Genomic DNA, 16,318 nt, shown 5'->3' on the forward strand with positions numbered 1-16,318 from the left:
CCAAACGTCGGCGTAGGCGGGCCCTGTGTCGCATCCCCTGATGTTCGCGTACGGGAAGGCGGCGGCATCCTGCGATCGCCGCAACCGGTGCAGATCTCCCTCCGTTCCCGCCCTGTGCAGACCAAGTCGCCCCGCCCCGCGCCCCCGCCCCCACCGCGGAGCGAAGAAGACTTTCGGGGCTCCTGGGCCGCGAAAACCCCGCAAACTCTTCTTCCGACCGCGGAAACCCGGCTCCCGACGGCGCGACCACCGGCGCGACGACGACGCCGACCGTTGACAGCCCATCGCTCGCGTCCTAGACTTTCATCTAGCAGAAGTTACCTTCCATAATGCGGAATAAGCAAAAACGACGAAGGAGTCGAAATGACGTACACGGTGAACTGCTCGATCCTTCTCACCGAGCTCCCGCTGCTCGAGCGCCCTGCCGCGGCGAAGAATGCCGGATTCGACGCGGTCGAGTTCTGGTGGCCGTTCTCGACCTCTGTGCCGCTCGACCACGAGGTCGATGCGTTCACCGCCGCGATCCGCGACGCCGGCGTGCAGCTGACCGGTCTGAACTTCAACGCCGGTGACATGCCTGACGGCGACCGCGGTCTGGTCTCCTGGCCCGCACGCGGCAAGGAGTTCCGCGACAACCTGGACGTCGTGGTGGGCATCGGCCGGGAGCTGGGCACGAAGGGCTTCAACGCCCTGTACGGCAACCGCATCGACGGCGTCGATCCCGCCGTTCAGGACGCCGTGGCGATCGAGAACCTCGCCGCTGCTGCGGAGGCGGTCGCAGCCATCGGGGGCACAGTGCTCGTCGAACCGGTCAGCGGCGCAGAGCAATACCCCTTGCGCACCGCGGCGGACGCGCTGGATGTGATCGAACATGTCCGCACCTCGACCGGAGCGCGCAACCTCGCGCTGCTCGCCGACTTCTACCACCTCGCCGTGAACGGCGACGATGTGCCGAACGTCATCGAAGAGCACGCCGCATCGTTCGGCCACATCCAGATCGCGGATGCACCCGGTCGCGGAGCACCCGGAACAGGATCGCTCCCCATCGACTTCTGGATCGCACGCAGCCGAGAGCTCGGCTACGCGGGCTACGTCGGACTCGAATACAAAGCCCCGATCGAGACCGCGTTCGCCTGGGCATCCGAAGTCGTCGCCGCAGCGCGCTGACCCCCACTTCTGCGGCACAGCCGCCGCACCCATCCCGAAGGAACACTCATGAGCAACATCGCAGTCATCGGCCTCGGCATCATGGGTCTCCCCATGGCCAGGAACCTCATCGCCGCCGGGCACTCCGTCACCGGATACAACCTCAGCAAGGACCGTATCGACGAGCTCTTCGCTGCCGGAGGGCGAGGGGCGAGTGACATCGCTGACGCCGTCAAGGACGCCGACGTCATCATCACGATGGTGCCCGACTCCCCGGATGTCGCGGCCGCCGTCCGAGGCGAAGACGGCGTCTTCGCGCACGCCAAGAAGGGTGCGCTGTGGATCGATGCATCCAGCATCCGTCCCGACGTCGCCAAGGAGCTCGCCGAGGAGGCGATCGACGCCGGCCTTCGCGCCGTCGACGCGCCAGTCTCGGGTGGCGAGCAGGGCGCGATCGACGCCGTGCTGTCGATCATGGTCGGCGGAACTGCCGACGACTTCGCCGATGCACTCGAGGTCCTCGAGTCGGTCGGCAAGACGATCGTCCACGTGGGCCCCGCCGGCGCCGGCCAGACGGTGAAGGCCGCGAATCAGCTGATCGTCGCCGTGAACATCCAGGCCCTGGCCGAGGCGATCATCTTCCTCGAGGCCTTCGGCGTCGACACGGATGCCGCTCTAAAGGTGCTCGGGGGCGGCCTGGCCGGCTCCAAGGTCCTCGATCAGAAGGGTCAGAAGATGCTCGATCGCGACTTCGCCCCCGGCTTCCGCCTCGCCCTCCACAACAAGGACATGGGCATCATCACCGCCGCCGCACGACAGGCCGGCATCACCATTCCGCTTGGTGCCCATGTGGCCCAGCTCGTCGGGTCCGCCGTGCAGCAGGGCGACTCCGGCCTCGACCACTCAGGGCTGTTCAAGCTGACCGCGGCCTTCGCCGGCCGCGCCTGACCCCGATTCAGACTCAGGAGACTCTCATGACTCGCATGCGCGCGGCGGATGCCGCCGTGGCCATCCTGGTGAAGGAGGGCGCCATCGAGGCGTTCGGCCTACCAGGTGCCGCCATCAACCCGTTCTACTCCGCGATGCGCGCCAACGGCGGCATCCGGCACACGCTCGCCCGCCACGTCGAGGGTGCAGCGCACATGGCAGACGGCTACACCCGCGCCGCCGACGGCAACATCGGCGTCTGCATCGGTACGTCCGGCCCTGCCGGCACCGACATGATCACCGGGCTGTACGCGGCCTGGGCCGATTCGCTGCCGATCCTGTGCATCACCGGCCAGGCGCCGGTCGCCAAGCTGCACAAGGAGGACTTCCAGGCGGTCGACATCGAGACCATCGCGAAGCCCCTCACGAAGATGGCGATGACCGTGATGGAGGGAGCGCAGGTTCCTGGTGCCTTCCAGAAGGCGTTCCAGCTGATGCGCGAGGGCCGGCCGGGCCCCGTGCTCATCGATCTGCCGATCGACGTACAGCAGACCGAGATCGAATTCGACATCGACGCCTACGAGCCGCTCCCGATCGCCAGGCCCGCGGCATCTCGTCGCCAGGCTGAGAAGGCGATCGACATGCTGACCGCGAGCACGCATCCGGTCATCGTCGCCGGCGGCGGAATCATCAACGCCGGTGCATCCGCTCAGCTCATCGAGTTCGCGGAGGTTCTCGGCATCCCGGTCATCCCGACTCTGATGGGGTGGGGCACCATCCCCGACGATCACGAGCTCAATGCCGGGATGGCCGGTCTGCAGACCTCGCACCGCTACGGCAACGCGACGCTCCTGGCGTCGGACTTCGTGATCGGCATCGGCAACCGCTGGGCGAATCGCCACACCGGAAGCGTCGACAAGTACACCGAGGGCCGCACCTTCGTGCACGTCGACATCGAGCCGACGCAGATCGGTCGCGTCTTCGCGCCCGACTTCGGGATCGTGTCGGATGCCGGCGCCGCCCTCGAGGCGTTCCTCGAGGTCGCACGGGAGCGCAGCATGTCGGGCACCCTGCCGGACTACTCCGGCTGGGCGGCGGAAAGCCGTGAGCGCAAGGCCACGCTGCAGCGCAAGACCCACTACGACGACGTGCCGATGAAGCCGCAGCGCGTGTACGAGGAGATGAACCGCGCCTTCGGCAAAGACACCACGTACGTCACCACGATCGGGCTCTCGCAGATCGCCGGCGCGCAGTTGCTGCATGTCTTCGGTCCGCGCAAGTGGATCAACGCGGCACAGGCCGGGCCCCTGGGCTGGACCGGGCCTGCGGCTCTCGGCGTCGTCCGTGGCAAGCCCGGCGAGACCGTCGTCGCGCTGTCAGGCGACTACGACTTCCAGTTCATGATCGAGGAGCTCGCGGTGGGGGCGCAGCACAAGCTGCCCTACATCCACGTGGTCGTGAACAACAGCTATCTCGGTCTGATCCGTCAGGCTCAGCGAGGGTTCGAGATGGACTTCGAGGTGTCGCTGGCGTTCGAGAACATCAACTCTCCGCACGTGGAGGGCAGCACCGCGAACGGCTATGGTGTGGACCATGTCAAGGTGGCAGAGGGGCTGGGATGCCGGGCTATCCGCGTGGAGCGCCCCGAAGACCTCGCCGCGGCGTTCGCCGAGGCGCAGTCCCTCATCGATCAGCACCAGGTTCCTGTCGTGGTCGAAGCGATCCTCGAGCGTGTGACGAACATCCCGATGGGCACCGAACTCGACAACGTGAACGAGTTCGGCGAGCTCGCCGTCATGCCCGAGGATGCTCCGACGGCGATCCTCTCGCTCGCGAAGGTCTGAGATGCGTCTGGTCATCGCCCCCGACAAGTTCAAAGGGTCGCTGACTGCGCCCGAAGCTGCCGAGAGGATCGCTTCGGGGGCACGCCGCGCCGACCCGGGAATCGAGGTCGTGACGGTTCCCGTTGCCGATGGGGGAGAGGGAACGCTGGATGCGGTGCTCGCGGCAGGGTTCGCCTCGCGCACCGCGCTCGTCGCCGGGCCCACCGGAGCGCAGATCGAGGCGGAGTTCGCGGTGCGCGGTGACGAGGCGGTCGTCGAGATGGCGCGCGCCTCCGGACTCGACCTGCTGCCGGGTGGCCGCAAGGACGCACTCGGAGCGACGAGTCTCGGCACCGGTCAGCTCATCCGCGCGGCGCTGGATGCCGGGTGCCGGCGCATCGTGCTCGGAATCGGTGGCAGCGCGTGCACCGACGGCGGCGCCGGCCTGTTGCAGGGACTCGGCGCGCGCTTGCTCGACGACCACGGCGATCAGCTGCCGCCGGGTGGCGCTGCTCTCGTGCGTCTCGCTGCTGTGGATCTCAGCGCATTGGATCCGCGGCTGTGCGACACGGAGATCATCCTGGCGAGCGACGTCGACAATCCGCTCACCGGGCCGAGTGGCGCCGCAGAGGTGTTCGGGCCGCAGAAAGGCGCCACCGCAGACGACGTCGCGGCACTCGAGGCCGGTCTCATCCGCCTCGTCGAGGTGCTGGACGCCGCCGGCGGATTCGTCGTACCGGCCGCTGAGGCCGCGTCCCGTGCGGGCGCCGGCGCTGCCGGTGGTGTCGGGTTCGCCGCCATCGCGCTCGGCGCGACCAGGCGCGCCGGTGTCGATGTCGTCCTCGAGACGACCGGCCTCGCCGGCCTTCTGCAGGGCGCGGATGCCGTGATCACCGGCGAGGGCAGCCTCGACGAGCAGAGCCTGATGGGCAAGACCCCTGTGGGCGTCGCTCGCGCGGCGGCTGCGGCAGGACTGCCGGTGTATGCGGTGTGCGGGCGGACCACGCTGTCTGCCGAGGCGATCGCGGATGCGGGTTTCGCCGGGGCCAGAGCACTGTCCGAGCTCGAACCTGATCCGCAGCGCAGCATGGCGGAGGCCGGGCCGTTGCTCGAAGCGCTGGCCGAGAGCCTGGTCCGTTCGATCCCGGCACCGCGCTACGACCTCGTCCTTCGCGGGCGCGCCCTGATCGACGGCTCTTTCGCTGCCACCGAGGTCGGTGTGCGCGACGGCCGCATCGCACGCGTCGCTGCTGCCGGAACCGGCCTCGATGCCGCTCGGATCGTCGAGCTCGCCGCCGACGAGGTGCTGCTGCCTGGTCTGGTCGACACGCACGTGCACGTCAACGAGCCGGGTCGCACTGAGTGGGAGGGCTTCGAATCCGCCACGAGGGCTGCAGCCGCCGGCGGCGTGACGACGATCGTGGACATGCCGCTCAACAGCATCCCTCCCACCGTCTCGGTCGCAGCTCTCGATGAGAAGCGGGCCGTCGCGGAGGGGCGGGTCTTCGTCGACGTCGGATTCTGGGGTGGTGTGATCCCCGGCAACATCGCCGAGCTCGTCCCGCTGCACGACGAGGGCGTGTACGGCTTCAAGTGCTTCCTGCTCCCTTCCGGCGTGGAGGAGTTCCCCGACGTTTCCGCCCTGGAGATGCGGGAGGCGATGGCGGTGCTGGCTGGGCTCGACTCGCTGCTCGTGGTGCATGCTGAAGACGCGCACATCATCGAGGAATCCGTGCAGCCGGGCAGCCGCGACTATGCGCCGTTCCTGGCGTCGCGTCCGCGCTCCGCTGAGGATGCGGCGATCGCCGAGGTGATCCAGGGCGCAGCCGACACCGGTGTCCGCGCCCACATCCTGCACCTGTCCAACGGCGACTCCCTGAGCCGTATCGCCGCAGCTCGCGCCGACGGTGTCGATCTGACGGTGGAGACCTGCCCGCACTATCTGACGCTCGCCGCCGAGGACATCCCAGAGGGGAGCACGGCCTTCAAGTGCTGTCCCCCTATCCGTGAGGAAGACAACCGCGAGGAGCTGTGGCGCGGGCTTTCGGAGGGGACGATCGACTACATCGTCTCGGATCATTCGCCGTCGACACCGGAGATGAAGTTCGCCGGTGACGGTGACTTCTCGCTGGCCTGGGGTGGCATCGCCTCGCTGCAGTTGGGGCTCTCACTGGTGTGGACGCATGCGCGCAGGCGCGGGCTCTCCCTCGCGCACGTGGTCGCCCTCATGTCCGAGAAGCCGGCCGCAAGAGTGGGACTCGCGGACAAAGGCCGCATCGTCGAAGGCGCGGCGGCCGATTTCGCCGTGTTCGCCCCCGAGGACACGTTCGTCGTGGATGCGAAGCGGCTCTCGCACCGGCATCCGATCACGCCCTACGACGGGCAGGAGCTCACCGGGGTCGTGCGGAAGACATACCTCGCCGGGGCGCCGGTGGAGAGCGATGCTCCCCGTGGTCGGCTGCTGCGTCGTGGAACTGCGCGTGGAACTGCCCAAGACATCGAGAACGGAGAACCCGCATGATCAACTCATCTGAAGAGCTCGAGGTCGGCCAGACCGCGCCGGACTTCACGCTCACCGACGCGTCCGGTCAACAGCGCACACTGTCCGAACTGCGCGGCACGCCAGTGATCGTGTACTTCTACCCGGCGGCGTTCACGCCGGGCTGCACCACCGAGGCGTGCGATTTCCGCGACAATCTCGGATCGTTCCAAGGTGCTGGTTACACCGTGCTCGGGATCTCACCGGACCCTGTGTCGAGACTCGCGGAGTTCGCGAATGCCGAGCAACTGAGTTTTCCCCTGCTCTCCGACGAGGATTCCGCCGTCGCCAGGGAGTGGGGCGCGTGGGGGCAGAAGACGGTGAACGGACGCACGTTCGACGGTCTGATCCGCACCACGGTGGTGGTCGACGCGGACGGTGTCGTCTCGTCCGTGGAGTACAACGTCAACGCGGAAGGCCATGTCGCCCGTCTCCGGGATGCACTACTCACATGACCACCGAATCAATAGGAAGAGATCGAGCGATGATGCTTGAGGAGTTCAATGCGGCGGAGCGAGGCGATGCCGTCGCCGCGCTCAGGCCGTGTGTCGATGTGACGCGATGGTGCGAGGACATCGTCGATCGCCGTCCCTTCGAGTCGGTCGACTCTCTCATGGCGGAAGCGGCTCGCGCAGCTGATCCGTTCACGACTGAGGAGATCGATTCGGCCCTCGCTCACCATCCGCGGATCGGCGAACGAGCAGGAGGCGACAGTAGAGAAGCGACGCTCTCGCGCTCGGAGCAGGCCGGGGTCGACCCTTCGGATGCCGAGGTTCAGCAGGCTCTGCGCGAGGGCAACCTCGCGTATGAGGAGCGCTTCGGCCGGGTCTTCCTGATCCGCGCTCTCGGACGCTCCGCGGCCGAGATCCTGTCGAGCCTGCGAGAACGCCTGCAGCACGATCCCGACTCGGAGGAGCGGATCATCGCCGGGCAGCTGCGAGAGATCGCGCTGCTCCGACTGAGAGGAACGATAACCGCATGACAACTGTGTCGCACATCACCACTCACGTGCTCGATGCCGTCCAGGGGCTGCCTGCTCCTGGTATCGCTGTCGTGCTGTCCGCCCTCAGGGACGGCGAGTGGATGCCGCTCGCCGAAGGGGTCACGGATGCCGATGGCCGGGCCAGACAGCTCGGACCGGAGGCGGTTCCCGCGGGCACCTACCGACTCCATTTCGACACCGGCGGATACTACGCCCGCACCGATACGCCCACCTTCTATCCCGAAGTCGTGCTCACTTTCGTCGTCGATGACGAGCAGCGTCACTACCACGTGCCGCTTCTGCTGAGCCCCTTCGCATATTCGACCTACCGAGGAAGTTAGAACGATGACCGACATCATGACCCACACCGAGACAGACACCGTGACGCCGAACGACGGCATCATCCTCGGCCCGAACCAGTACGGCAAAGCCGAGGTCCGTGTCGTCAAGGTCACCAGAGACGGCGACCGGCATTCGATCGAGGATCTCAACGTCACCTCTCAGTTGCGCGGCGACTTCAGGGCTGCGCACCTCGACGGCGACAACGGTCACGTCGTCGCGACCGACACTCAGAAGAACACCGTCTTCTGCTTCGCCCGAGAAGGGATCGGCTCACCTGAAGCCTTCCTGCTGCGTCTGTCGGATCACTTCACCGGAGAGTTCGACTGGGTCGAAGGCGGACGCTGGCTCGCCGAGAGCTACGCCTGGGATCGGATCCTGGTAGACGGTGAGGAGCATGACCACTCGTTCGTCCGATCGGGGCAGGAGACGCGTACGGCAGTCGTCGTCGCCGAGGGAGCAGAGCGCCACATCATCGCGGGGCTCAAGGGACTGACGGTGCTCAAGACGACGCAGTCCGGATTCGTCGGTTTCCCGAGGGATCGTTACACGTCGCTCAAGGAGACCACCGACCGTATCCTCGCGACCGATGTCTCGGCGCGCTGGCGATACGCACCGGATGCTGGGTCCAGAGACCTGGACTTCAACGCGATCTATGCGGATGTGAAACGCATCCTGCTCGAGGAATTCACCCGGCGTTACTCGGCGGCGCTGCAGGCGACGCTGTTCGACATGGGACGCGCCGTGCTCACCGCGCATCCCGAGATCGCGGAGATCCGCTTCTCGATGCCCAACAAGCATCATTTCGTCGTCGATCTCGAGTCGTACGGTCTCGACAACCCCAATGAGGTGTTCTTCGCCTCCGATCGCTCATACGGTCTGATCGAAGCCGCCGTGACGCGCGAGGGTCAGGCCGAGGTGGCGTCCGCATGGGAGGCGGTCAGCTCGTTCTGCTGAGCGCCTCTGCTCGATCCGGATCAGCCCTCAGACGAATCGCACCGCATGCTGCAGGCGCGTGCGCACATCGAACAGCTCATTGCCGCCGATGTCGCGCGCGCCTGGCACGCCCTGGCGCAGCACGGTGCGCAGGGCGCTACGGCGCACGACGACCACCGGGACTCCGCGAACCTTCCCGAGCGGGGTGATTGCCTGGTCGAGATCGTCGTCCGGGAGCACGACGATGGCGCCGCCGAAGCGGACGCGGGCCGAGCGGGCCACGACGCGCATGCGTGCGAGGAGCGCGGCGATGGGTGCGGCACCGTCGACGGCCGGGCCGATGATCTCGCCGCGCCGGAAGCGGACGATCTCACCGAAGTCCTCCGACAGCACGCCATAGAGTCCTGATGGGCTGAGGATGACGTGGTCGAGTTTGTCGTCGGGGTGTGCGCCGGTGGCGACGTCGTGCCAGACGGTGAAGCCCATGCCGAGCTCGGAGACGGTGCGCGCCGTCTCCTCTTCGGCGAGGGCATCGGCGAGCATGCGGCGCAGTTCATGCGGGGCTGATCGCACGAGCGCCGGGTCGTAAGGGTCGCGGACTTCGACGCCGTGGCCCGCCCATTCGCGGATCAGCGACAGGTAGCGCTCGCGACGCCATCCGCCAGGGTGACCGTAGGAGCGCGCCTTCGGACGGGTGTCCGTGCGAGCGGGGGGTGCCTGCCAGCCGTTCCACGTCACCTCTTCATCGGTGAAGCCGTGGCCCCTGTCGTATGTCGCGCGTGCTTCGGCCGTGCCGACGAGTTCCCATGCCCGTTGCACCTGGATGAAGGCGGCGGCATCTCCACCGGCATCCGGATGCGTCTGACGCAGGCGCAGGCGAAACGCGCGCTTGATCTCGTCATCTGTCGCAGCGGGGTCGACGCCGAGCACCTCGTAGGCCGAGGCGGAGAGCGGGCTGTCGAACATCACTGTCCATTCTCGTCGGTCTTCACCAACCTCGGGTCCGGCATGATCGTTTCGATCTTCGGTTTGGCGTTCGCGTGCGCGCGCCACCAGACCACGAAGCCGACGGCGGTGAAGATGCCGTAGAAGACGTACATGAAGCCAGTGGCGTAGTAGCCGGAGCTGAACAGAAGGGGGACGCCGACGACGTCGACAGCGATCCAGATGAGCCAGAACTCGGTCCACCCCTTCGCCATGCCGTATGTCGCGAGCAAGGAGCCGACGAAGGTCCAGGCATCCGCCCAGACCGGCTCCCATGAGCCGAGCAGACGGAACAGGGGAGTGAGGGCGATCGTGCCGATGATCATCACGAGGACGAGACCGACGCGAGCGCCGTTCGGTGCCCAGCGGGGCGTCACCTGCCCGCCGTCTGCCTTCGCTTGGCGCCAGCGGACCCAGCCGTAGATCGCGACGGCGATGAACATGATCTGGCGACCTGCCTGGCCGAGCAGGTTCGGCAGCGAATGGGCGGGGTTGAGGATGGAGCCGAGGAACACCGTCAGCAGCAGCAGGTTGCCGATGATTCCGACCGGCCACGCCCAGATCTTGCGGCGCATGCCGCCGAGGGCGCTGGCGAGACCGAAGACGTTGCCGACGACTTCGCGGATGAGCAGGCTCTGCCCGCCGGGCAGCACCCATTGCGAGTTGAAGGCGTCGACCAGCCAGCGCAGGATTTCCATCGTTCTCCATTCGGCATCGATGCTGCCGAGGAGGATGCTGCGAGCCGCCGTGCGCGTCGCCGCACACAGCTCACGCTGTGCTTCTCCCATCCAGACTTTGACTGTCGGTACCGGAGTTCCACCGGTTCAACCGAAGCTCCGAAGAGCTGCGGGTCGCGGACTATGACCGCCGGTTCGGAATTTCACCGACCCCGGAGCACGTGTGTGTTCATCCGGAACTTTACCCGAGGCTGGGGATGAGCTCGTCAAGTCCGGCGACGGTCAGGTCGAAATGATCGGATGCCGTCGGCGGATCGCCGACCGGCCGACCGACGTAGCAGGTGCGCATGCCGGCCTTCTGCGCCGCGCGGAGATCCCAGGCATGGGCAGCGACCATGAGGATTCTTTCCGGCGCTCGATCGGCGACCTGCACGGCGCGTTCGTAGAGCGCGGGTGCGGGCTTGTACGCGCTGACTTCGTGAGCTGTCACGGCGTGGTGCCACCGCATGCCGCTGTGCGCGGCGAGGTGAAGGAGCGTCGTCGGACCCGCGTTGGAGAGTGCGAGCACGGGCAGACGCGCGGTGAGGCGCTCGAGTTCGGCGACGGAATCCGGCCACGGTGGAAGGCGCCTGCTCGCGGTCGCGAGGTGAGTGAGGGCGTCCGGCTGTGCAACAACTCCCAAGGCTGCTGCGTCGTCGAGGACATGGCGGGCAGCTTCTGCGTCGAGCACCTCCGAGTCGACGTACGTGCGGCGCCCTTCGGCGATCTCGGTCTGCTCACGGGCGACGAATCGCTGCCAACTCTCGGCCAGGGACCGCACTTGCCGGACGTCAGCGTGGGGGACTGCCGCGCGAATCGCGGTTCGCAGCCCCGTCGGCTCGTCGACAAGGGTCCCCAGCACGTCGAATACGACGACATCGACGTCAGCCAACTGCATCATTTCAGGGCCAACAGCCCTGCATCACCGCGTGTTCCATGTGGGTTCTCGTTCTTGTGCGGGTTCTCGTGCACGTGCGGTGTTGCGGGTGTGGTCGAGGGCGTCGTCGACGGCTTGGTAGTCGAGGTGTGGGGATCGCCATCGGGCGTAGGGGTCCCACCATCCGGGGCCTCGGATTTCGGGGAGCCCGTTTCGGATGCGGATTCGCCAGTTGCCTTCGTCGAGGGTGCGGTGGTGGTGCCAGCACAGGGGGGCCCCGTTGCTCGTATGCGTCGGTCCGCCGCGAGCATGCTCTTGCACGTGGTGGATCTCGCACCATTCGGCGGGGATGTGGCAGCCGGGGATGAGGCATTCGCGGTCTCTGAGCACGATCGCCCGGCGTTGGGTTGCGTTGAACAGGCGCGCGCTGGTGCTGATTGCGACGATCGCACCGTTCTCATCGAACAGGACCCGTTGGATCCCTCCGGCGCATCCGGCATTATCGGCCGCCCCGAGGGGGACGTCGTACCCGGCGCCTTCGACGGTTGCCCGGCCGGTGCGGTGGGCGAAGTCTTCTGCGGTGACGGAGACGACCAGCGTCGGTGCGGCACCGCCGAGGGTGGGCATGCCTCCGGAAGCGGCGGCGACCATCAGCGCGGTCGCGAACGCGTCGTGACGTTTCTGAGCGTGCGTGCGCAGGTCCGCTGACTCCACCGGCGGCGACGTTGCCTTGTGGGGTTCGAGCCCGTCCGCACGATCCGACACCTCCTCCGCCCCGTACTCAGCGCTGCCGGTGGAGTACTTCGCCGCGGACCCGTCACGGTCCCCGTCGCCACCATGCTCGTGGTCGTCTTCGCCACGCTCCCCGTCGCCCGTGTCGTCGGACGGACGAAACCGCACCGCAGAACCGCTGCCCTCGTCTCCCGTTTTCGGGTTCAGGAGACTGTCGATGAGTTTCTGCAACTGTGCCGCGACTTCCGGGAGCAGCTCGCCCCGCACGGGCACGGATCCGTCCCGGAGTTTCCCGATCGTGAAGTGCCGCCGCCGCTTCCCCGCACGATCCGACGGCTCCGCACCATCCGGATCAAGACGCGCCACAATATGCGCAGCCAACGCGGCGAGCTCATCCGTCGTCGGCAACGGCGCCCGCTCGACCGCCGCTGTGGTGTCGTCGGTGTCGTCCCCGGAACCATCCAACGGCAGCCCGCATGCGAACCTGGCCAGCACCGTATCCGCCGCCAAACGATCCGCAACCCCGATCCGCACCGCTTTCTGCAACGGTCCCGTGCACGCGAGAAACCCACCCAACGACAAGAAGCCCTCAGCCAACGCCGCAGCCAGTCCGGGGAACTTCCCCGGCAACAACCCGCCCGAGGTGATGTCCACCTCCCGGTGCACGGCCCCCGCCGCGGTCACAAACCGCCGTGCGGTCGCACCGTCCACAAGAAGGGTGCGCCGCAGCACCTCCGCCGCATCACGGCACCCTGCCCGCGTCGAGAACCGCCCGTCCCGCTCGCACTGATCCCGCGCCACGATCCGCTCCGTCACCGCAACGACCGCACCCTCCACCCGCCGCAGCACACGACCCAACGCCTGCACGACATCGAGGAGCTCACCATCACCCGCGAACCGCACAGCACCGGAAGACCCCATCGCATCGGCCAACAACCGATCGATGCCCGCCAACTCCTCCGCCAGTGATGCCATACCCCCATTCAACCCAAGACCACCGACATTCAAACCCCAGATCAGAGCACATTCACGACCTGTGGATAACCACCCGAAACCAACCTCGGTGCAGGAAGGGTGGGCACGATCGCCGGCGCGCGATGACTGAACAGGCGCGGCGGCGAACGCGAGCACTCAAGGGTTCGACCCCACCGACACACATGCGATCTGGTGTCCCAGCATCCCCCGGCGTACGTTCGAGTCATGTCCGCACTCACGGTGGATCCCGCAACAGAAGCACGCGTGCGAGCCGCGATGTCATCGACACCTCGGGCAGACTTCCTGCCTCCTGAAGTGCGCCATCTTGCGGACGCCGACCACCCGGTGCTGATCGGTTGGAATGCGACGAACTCGCAGCCGTCGACCGTCGCCAGAATGCTGGGACTGCTCGATGTGCAGCACGGCGACCGCGTGCTCGACGTGGGCAGCGGCTCGGGGTGGACCACAGCGGTGCTCGCGGCTCTGACCGGCGAGATGGGCATGGTCATCGGCGTAGAACTCGTTCCGCAACTGGTGAGGTACGGACGAGAGCGACTTGTGGAGACGGGGGTGCGTGCCGAGATCCGGCAAGCGATCGCCGACACGCTGGGTCTCCCCGATGAGGCGCCGTTCGACCGCATCCTCGTCTCTGCACAGGCGACAGCGGTTCCGGTGCAGCTGGAGGCGCAGCTCGCCGAGGGCGGGCGCCTTGTCGTGCCGGTCGCAGGGGTGATGACGGTCGTCGACATCGCCGGTGGGCGACCCCAACGGCGAGAGGATGCCGGGCGCTACAGCTTCGTTCCTCTCAAGGAACGCGAGAACCATTGAGCTCTTCCGTGGTCAAGGCGGAGCAAGACAGCCTCACGCCTCCAGGTCCGCCCACCCCGCGATGTCGACGCCGTGATTATCCGGCGATGCGATCGTCCACGACTCGGGCGCCGTGTCCTCGTCAGCGATACGCCCGCCGGCGGCGACCGCCGCTCGAACCCGTCCCTCCGCCTGATCCGCCGGCACTGAGACATCGATGTGCGTCCGTCCACGACCCGGTCGCGCGGGGCTGAGCTCGTGAAACCAGAGATGCGGGCCGCGCCGCAGCGGATCGATCAGATCCTCATCTCCGACTCGGCGGTAGCCGAAGGCTGCTTCCCAGAACGGGCGGGTGTCGACACCGGCATCCTGCGCCACCGCGATGCCGACCACCATCAGCATGCTGGCGTCAGCGACCAATCCCATCGATCGCGCCGCTGCGCTGACGGTGGCCGCGAGGTCGGCGTCCTTGCGCGTCAGCGCGCCGTCGGGGCGTGAGCACGACCTGATCACCACGCCCTCCGGACGCACGTCCACATCCGGCTCATGGCCGACGGTCGTCGCTGCGACGGAGATCGCGCCGACGAACTCCGCGGCCTCGGCGAATGACGACGTGCGATAGAACGCGTGCGCTCCCCAGAAGAGCACGCGCCAGTCTTCGACGCCGGCGGTCGCATGGAATTCTTTCGGGAGGAGCTGCTCGAAGACGTCCATGCCGTCGAGGCTACGCCCGCTTCCGACCACCGAGAAGGCCTTCTCCGGGTGCGATCCAAGCGGCAACTCCGCTGTGCGACGCCCACCTATACTGACCAGCAATGGCCAGATACGTGAGTGACACAGCCAGGGCCAACTGGAGCTCGCTGGTCTCGACTTCCCTTGGCGCCGGACTCGTCGCAATCGCCTCGCTGAGCGGCGAGATCTCCATCGCCGAACCGGACGGCCATTTCGAAGCAGGGGTGTTGTTCTATCTGACGTCCTGGCCGCTGTTCGCCGCCGTCTACCTGATCTGGACGCACGCGGCGTATACGCGCCGTGGGCCGAGAGCGCTGGGAACCACATCTCGTCGCGAACGGGCGTTGAAGCGACGATGGTGGTCGTTGCTGTTCGGCTACGGCGGCGCGTCCAGTTGGACGCTGACGGGTGCGTCGATCACGATCCTCATCAGTCTGCTCATCGCGCAGAACCCGGATTATCGGCAGAGCCTGGTGCACGTCGCGCTCGGCTTGCTCTGCGTCGCGTCATCGTGGGCTCTTATGGTCTACGCATTCGCGTTGGAGTTCCTGCGCGTGAACACTGCGGACGACCGTGCGCACATCCACCTCGAGACCGGCGACGACATGTTGTTCGGCGACTACCTGACTCTGACGGTGTTGTTGTCCACCATGGCGGCGACCGTGTCAGCCAGCATCCGCTCACGCGAAGCCTGGCTGCTCGTGCGCACCAACGTGCTGTTCGCTTTCGTCTTCAATTCGGTGATCGTCGCGATGGTGGTGTCGCTGCTGCTCGGCGGCCTGCTCGGCTGAGACTGCGACTCAGGCTCAGGCTCAGGCGGCCACCGTCGCCGGCGATTCTTCGCCCTCGTGGAAGCTCGGGTTCTTGCCCAGCATCCGCCCGATCAGCAGCACCACCCCGACGACGATGAGGCCGATGACAAGGCCTGCCACGGCCGAGACGAACGTCTCGCCGATCCATGCGATGACTCCACCGGCGGGAGCAAGGAAGTCATGGATGCCGTGCAGCATGTCGCTGAAGAAGACCAGCCCGACCTCGCCGAGATTCGCGAGCAGCAGGTGCCCGCCGACCCACAGCATGGCGACTGTTCCGACGACGCTGATGACGCGGAACACCGCGGGCATCGACCGAACGATCCGGGTCCCGGTGTGCCGCACCCTGCGCGATTCGTTCTTCGCCATCTTCAGACCGATGTCATCGATCTTGACGAGGAGCGCGACCGCCCCGTACACGATGATCGTCATCATCAGCGCGATGACAGCGAGGATCGCGAGCGTCATCCAGATGCTGAGTCCGGCGTCGAGGTTCGCCAACGAGATGAGCATGATCTCGGTCGACAGGATGAGGTCGGTGCGGATCGCACCCCACACGAGCTTGTTCTCGTTGCGGGCGCCCTCATCGGCATGACCGTGATGGAATCCGAACCACTCCAGAACCTTCTCCGCGCCCTCGAAGCAGAGATACGTGCCGCCGAGGATGAGGAGGTACGGCAGCACCCACGGCGCGAACGCGGTCAGCAGCAGTGCGATCGGAATGATGATCACGAACTTGTTGACGAGCGAACCGAGCGTGATCTTGAAGACCACCGGCAGTTCGCGTGCCGGTGAGATGCCCTGCACGTACTGCGGAGTCACGGCCGCATCGTCGATCACGACTCCCGCCGCTTTCGCAGACGCCTTCATTGCGGCGCTCAGAATGTCGTCGACGACGGCGAGCAGACCAACCGACATGCATCCCCCTGTGTGAGTGGCAGGAAAGCAACATTACTGGCATCGAGTGAAATCGGATGCCGCGAAGCCACCT

The 16,318-nt window shown here is 66.7% G+C and carries 16 protein-coding genes and 1 riboswitch; of the genes, 10 read left to right on the top strand and 6 right to left on the bottom strand.

Features of this window, described 5'->3' with window-relative positions; all coding sequences use genetic code 11:
- Positions 1-363 precede the first annotated feature (363 nt).
- From ACP7AR_RS13895 to pucL, 8 genes are read left to right on the top strand one after another with little or no spacing between them, the layout of a single operon-like run.
- Positions 364-1,167: a hydroxypyruvate isomerase family protein gene (locus ACP7AR_RS13895; protein ID WP_426186912.1), complete on the top strand. Its 804-nt coding sequence runs from the start codon at positions 364-366 to the stop codon at positions 1,165-1,167.
- A gap of 48 nt (positions 1,168-1,215) precedes the next feature.
- Positions 1,216-2,094: a 2-hydroxy-3-oxopropionate reductase gene (locus ACP7AR_RS13900; protein ID WP_426186915.1), complete on the top strand. Its 879-nt coding sequence runs from the start codon at positions 1,216-1,218 to the stop codon at positions 2,092-2,094.
- 26 nt (positions 2,095-2,120) lie between these two features.
- Positions 2,121-3,917: a glyoxylate carboligase gene (gcl, locus tag ACP7AR_RS13905; RefSeq protein WP_426186918.1), complete on the top strand. Its 1,797-nt coding sequence runs from the start codon at positions 2,121-2,123 to the stop codon at positions 3,915-3,917.
- Position 3,918: 1 nt separating this feature from the next.
- Positions 3,919-6,417 (top strand): allantoinase AllB, encoded by a 2,499-nt coding sequence (gene allB / locus ACP7AR_RS13910; RefSeq protein WP_426186921.1) that lies wholly within the window; start codon positions 3,919-3,921, stop codon positions 6,415-6,417.
- Positions 6,414-6,890 carry a thioredoxin-dependent thiol peroxidase gene (bcp, locus tag ACP7AR_RS13915; protein ID WP_426186924.1) on the top strand — a complete coding sequence of 159 codons (477 nt, stop codon included), beginning with the start codon at positions 6,414-6,416 and terminating at the stop codon, positions 6,888-6,890. The genes allB and bcp overlap by 4 nt, the downstream gene beginning before the upstream one ends.
- 29 nt (positions 6,891-6,919) lie before the next feature.
- Positions 6,920-7,417 carry a 2-oxo-4-hydroxy-4-carboxy-5-ureidoimidazoline decarboxylase gene (gene uraD, locus ACP7AR_RS13920; protein WP_426187757.1) on the top strand — a complete coding sequence of 166 codons (498 nt, stop codon included), beginning with the start codon at positions 6,920-6,922 and terminating at the stop codon, positions 7,415-7,417.
- Positions 7,414-7,758 (top strand): hydroxyisourate hydrolase, encoded by a 345-nt coding sequence (uraH, locus tag ACP7AR_RS13925; RefSeq protein WP_426186928.1) that lies wholly within the window; start codon positions 7,414-7,416, stop codon positions 7,756-7,758. The genes uraD and uraH overlap by 4 nt, the downstream gene beginning before the upstream one ends.
- Before the next feature lie 4 nt (positions 7,759-7,762).
- Positions 7,763-8,713 (top strand): factor-independent urate hydroxylase, encoded by a 951-nt coding sequence (gene pucL, locus ACP7AR_RS13930; RefSeq protein ID WP_426186931.1) that lies wholly within the window; start codon positions 7,763-7,765, stop codon positions 8,711-8,713.
- 27 nt (positions 8,714-8,740) lie between these two features.
- Here pucL and ACP7AR_RS13935 read toward each other — a convergent pair whose 3' ends face one another.
- The 4 genes from ACP7AR_RS13935 to ACP7AR_RS13950 form a co-directional block, all read right to left on the bottom strand.
- Positions 8,741-9,658, bottom strand: coding sequence for a J domain-containing protein (locus ACP7AR_RS13935; RefSeq protein ID WP_426187759.1), 918 nt, complete (start codon positions 9,656-9,658; stop codon positions 8,741-8,743).
- Complete coding sequence (gene pnuC, locus ACP7AR_RS13940) at positions 9,658-10,374, bottom strand: nicotinamide riboside transporter PnuC (RefSeq protein ID WP_426187761.1); 717 nt, start codon at positions 10,372-10,374, stop codon at positions 9,658-9,660. Before pnuC ends, ACP7AR_RS13935 begins: the two co-directional genes overlap by 1 nt.
- 74 nt (positions 10,375-10,448) lie before the next feature.
- Positions 10,449-10,577: riboswitch (FMN riboswitch) on the bottom strand.
- A gap of 17 nt (positions 10,578-10,594) precedes the next feature.
- Positions 10,595-11,284, bottom strand: coding sequence for a haloacid dehalogenase type II (locus ACP7AR_RS13945; RefSeq protein WP_426186934.1), 690 nt, complete (start codon positions 11,282-11,284; stop codon positions 10,595-10,597).
- Between the two features lie 30 nt (positions 11,285-11,314).
- Entirely contained in the window at positions 11,315-12,976 is a 1,662-nt protein-coding gene (locus ACP7AR_RS13950) for a DUF222 domain-containing protein (protein WP_426186937.1), read from the bottom strand.
- Between the two features lie 225 nt (positions 12,977-13,201).
- Between ACP7AR_RS13950 and ACP7AR_RS13955 the strand changes: the two genes are divergently transcribed.
- Complete coding sequence (locus ACP7AR_RS13955) at positions 13,202-13,804, top strand: protein-L-isoaspartate O-methyltransferase family protein (RefSeq protein ID WP_426186940.1); 603 nt, start codon at positions 13,202-13,204, stop codon at positions 13,802-13,804.
- 33 nt (positions 13,805-13,837) lie between these two features.
- Here ACP7AR_RS13955 and ACP7AR_RS13960 read toward each other — a convergent pair whose 3' ends face one another.
- Positions 13,838-14,497, bottom strand: coding sequence for a VOC family protein (locus ACP7AR_RS13960; RefSeq protein WP_426186943.1), 660 nt, complete (start codon positions 14,495-14,497; stop codon positions 13,838-13,840).
- Positions 14,498-14,598: 101 nt separating this feature from the next.
- On the opposite strand from ACP7AR_RS13960, the gene ACP7AR_RS13965 reads away from it, so the two are divergent.
- Positions 14,599-15,306, top strand: coding sequence for a DUF1345 domain-containing protein (locus tag ACP7AR_RS13965; protein ID WP_426186946.1), 708 nt, complete (start codon positions 14,599-14,601; stop codon positions 15,304-15,306).
- 21 nt (positions 15,307-15,327) lie between these two features.
- On the opposite strand, the gene ACP7AR_RS13970 is transcribed toward ACP7AR_RS13965, so the two are convergent.
- A complete protein-coding gene (locus tag ACP7AR_RS13970; RefSeq protein WP_426186949.1) occupies positions 15,328-16,245 on the bottom strand; it encodes a DUF808 domain-containing protein in 918 nt (305 codons plus the stop codon).
- Positions 16,246-16,318 lie beyond the last annotated feature (73 nt).

The sequence above is a fragment of the Microbacterium sp. TWP3-1-2b2 genome (genome assembly GCF_049896145.1).
In the GTDB taxonomy this organism is placed as follows: domain Bacteria; phylum Actinomycetota; class Actinomycetes; order Actinomycetales; family Microbacteriaceae; genus Microbacterium.

Excerpts from the sequence above, each read along its gene's own strand:
- ACP7AR_RS13895 (WP_426186912.1), top strand. The coding sequence starts at position 364 with ATGACGTACACGGTGAACTGCTCGATCCTTCTCACCGAGCTCCCGCTG.
- ACP7AR_RS13900 (WP_426186915.1), top strand. The coding sequence starts at position 1,216 with ATGAGCAACATCGCAGTCATCGGCCTCGGCATCATGGGTCTCCCCATG.
- gcl (WP_426186918.1), top strand. The coding sequence starts at position 2,121 with ATGACTCGCATGCGCGCGGCGGATGCCGCCGTGGCCATCCTGGTGAAG.
- allB (WP_426186921.1), top strand. The coding sequence starts at position 3,919 with ATGCGTCTGGTCATCGCCCCCGACAAGTTCAAAGGGTCGCTGACTGCG.
- bcp (WP_426186924.1), top strand. The coding sequence starts at position 6,414 with ATGATCAACTCATCTGAAGAGCTCGAGGTCGGCCAGACCGCGCCGGAC.
- uraD (WP_426187757.1), top strand. The coding sequence starts at position 6,920 with ATGATGCTTGAGGAGTTCAATGCGGCGGAGCGAGGCGATGCCGTCGCC.
- uraH (WP_426186928.1), top strand. The coding sequence starts at position 7,414 with ATGACAACTGTGTCGCACATCACCACTCACGTGCTCGATGCCGTCCAG.
- pucL (WP_426186931.1), top strand. The coding sequence starts at position 7,763 with ATGACCGACATCATGACCCACACCGAGACAGACACCGTGACGCCGAAC.
- ACP7AR_RS13935 (WP_426187759.1), bottom strand. The coding sequence starts at position 9,658 with ATGTTCGACAGCCCGCTCTCCGCCTCGGCCTACGAGGTGCTCGGCGTC.
- pnuC (WP_426187761.1), bottom strand. The coding sequence starts at position 10,374 with ATGGAAATCCTGCGCTGGCTGGTCGACGCCTTCAACTCGCAATGGGTG.
- ACP7AR_RS13950 (WP_426186937.1), bottom strand. The coding sequence starts at position 12,976 with ATGGCATCACTGGCGGAGGAGTTGGCGGGCATCGATCGGTTGTTGGCC.
- ACP7AR_RS13955 (WP_426186940.1), top strand. The coding sequence starts at position 13,202 with ATGTCCGCACTCACGGTGGATCCCGCAACAGAAGCACGCGTGCGAGCC.
- ACP7AR_RS13960 (WP_426186943.1), bottom strand. The coding sequence starts at position 14,497 with ATGGACGTCTTCGAGCAGCTCCTCCCGAAAGAATTCCATGCGACCGCC.
- ACP7AR_RS13965 (WP_426186946.1), top strand. The coding sequence starts at position 14,599 with ATGGCCAGATACGTGAGTGACACAGCCAGGGCCAACTGGAGCTCGCTG.
- ACP7AR_RS13970 (WP_426186949.1), bottom strand. The coding sequence starts at position 16,245 with ATGTCGGTTGGTCTGCTCGCCGTCGTCGACGACATTCTGAGCGCCGCA.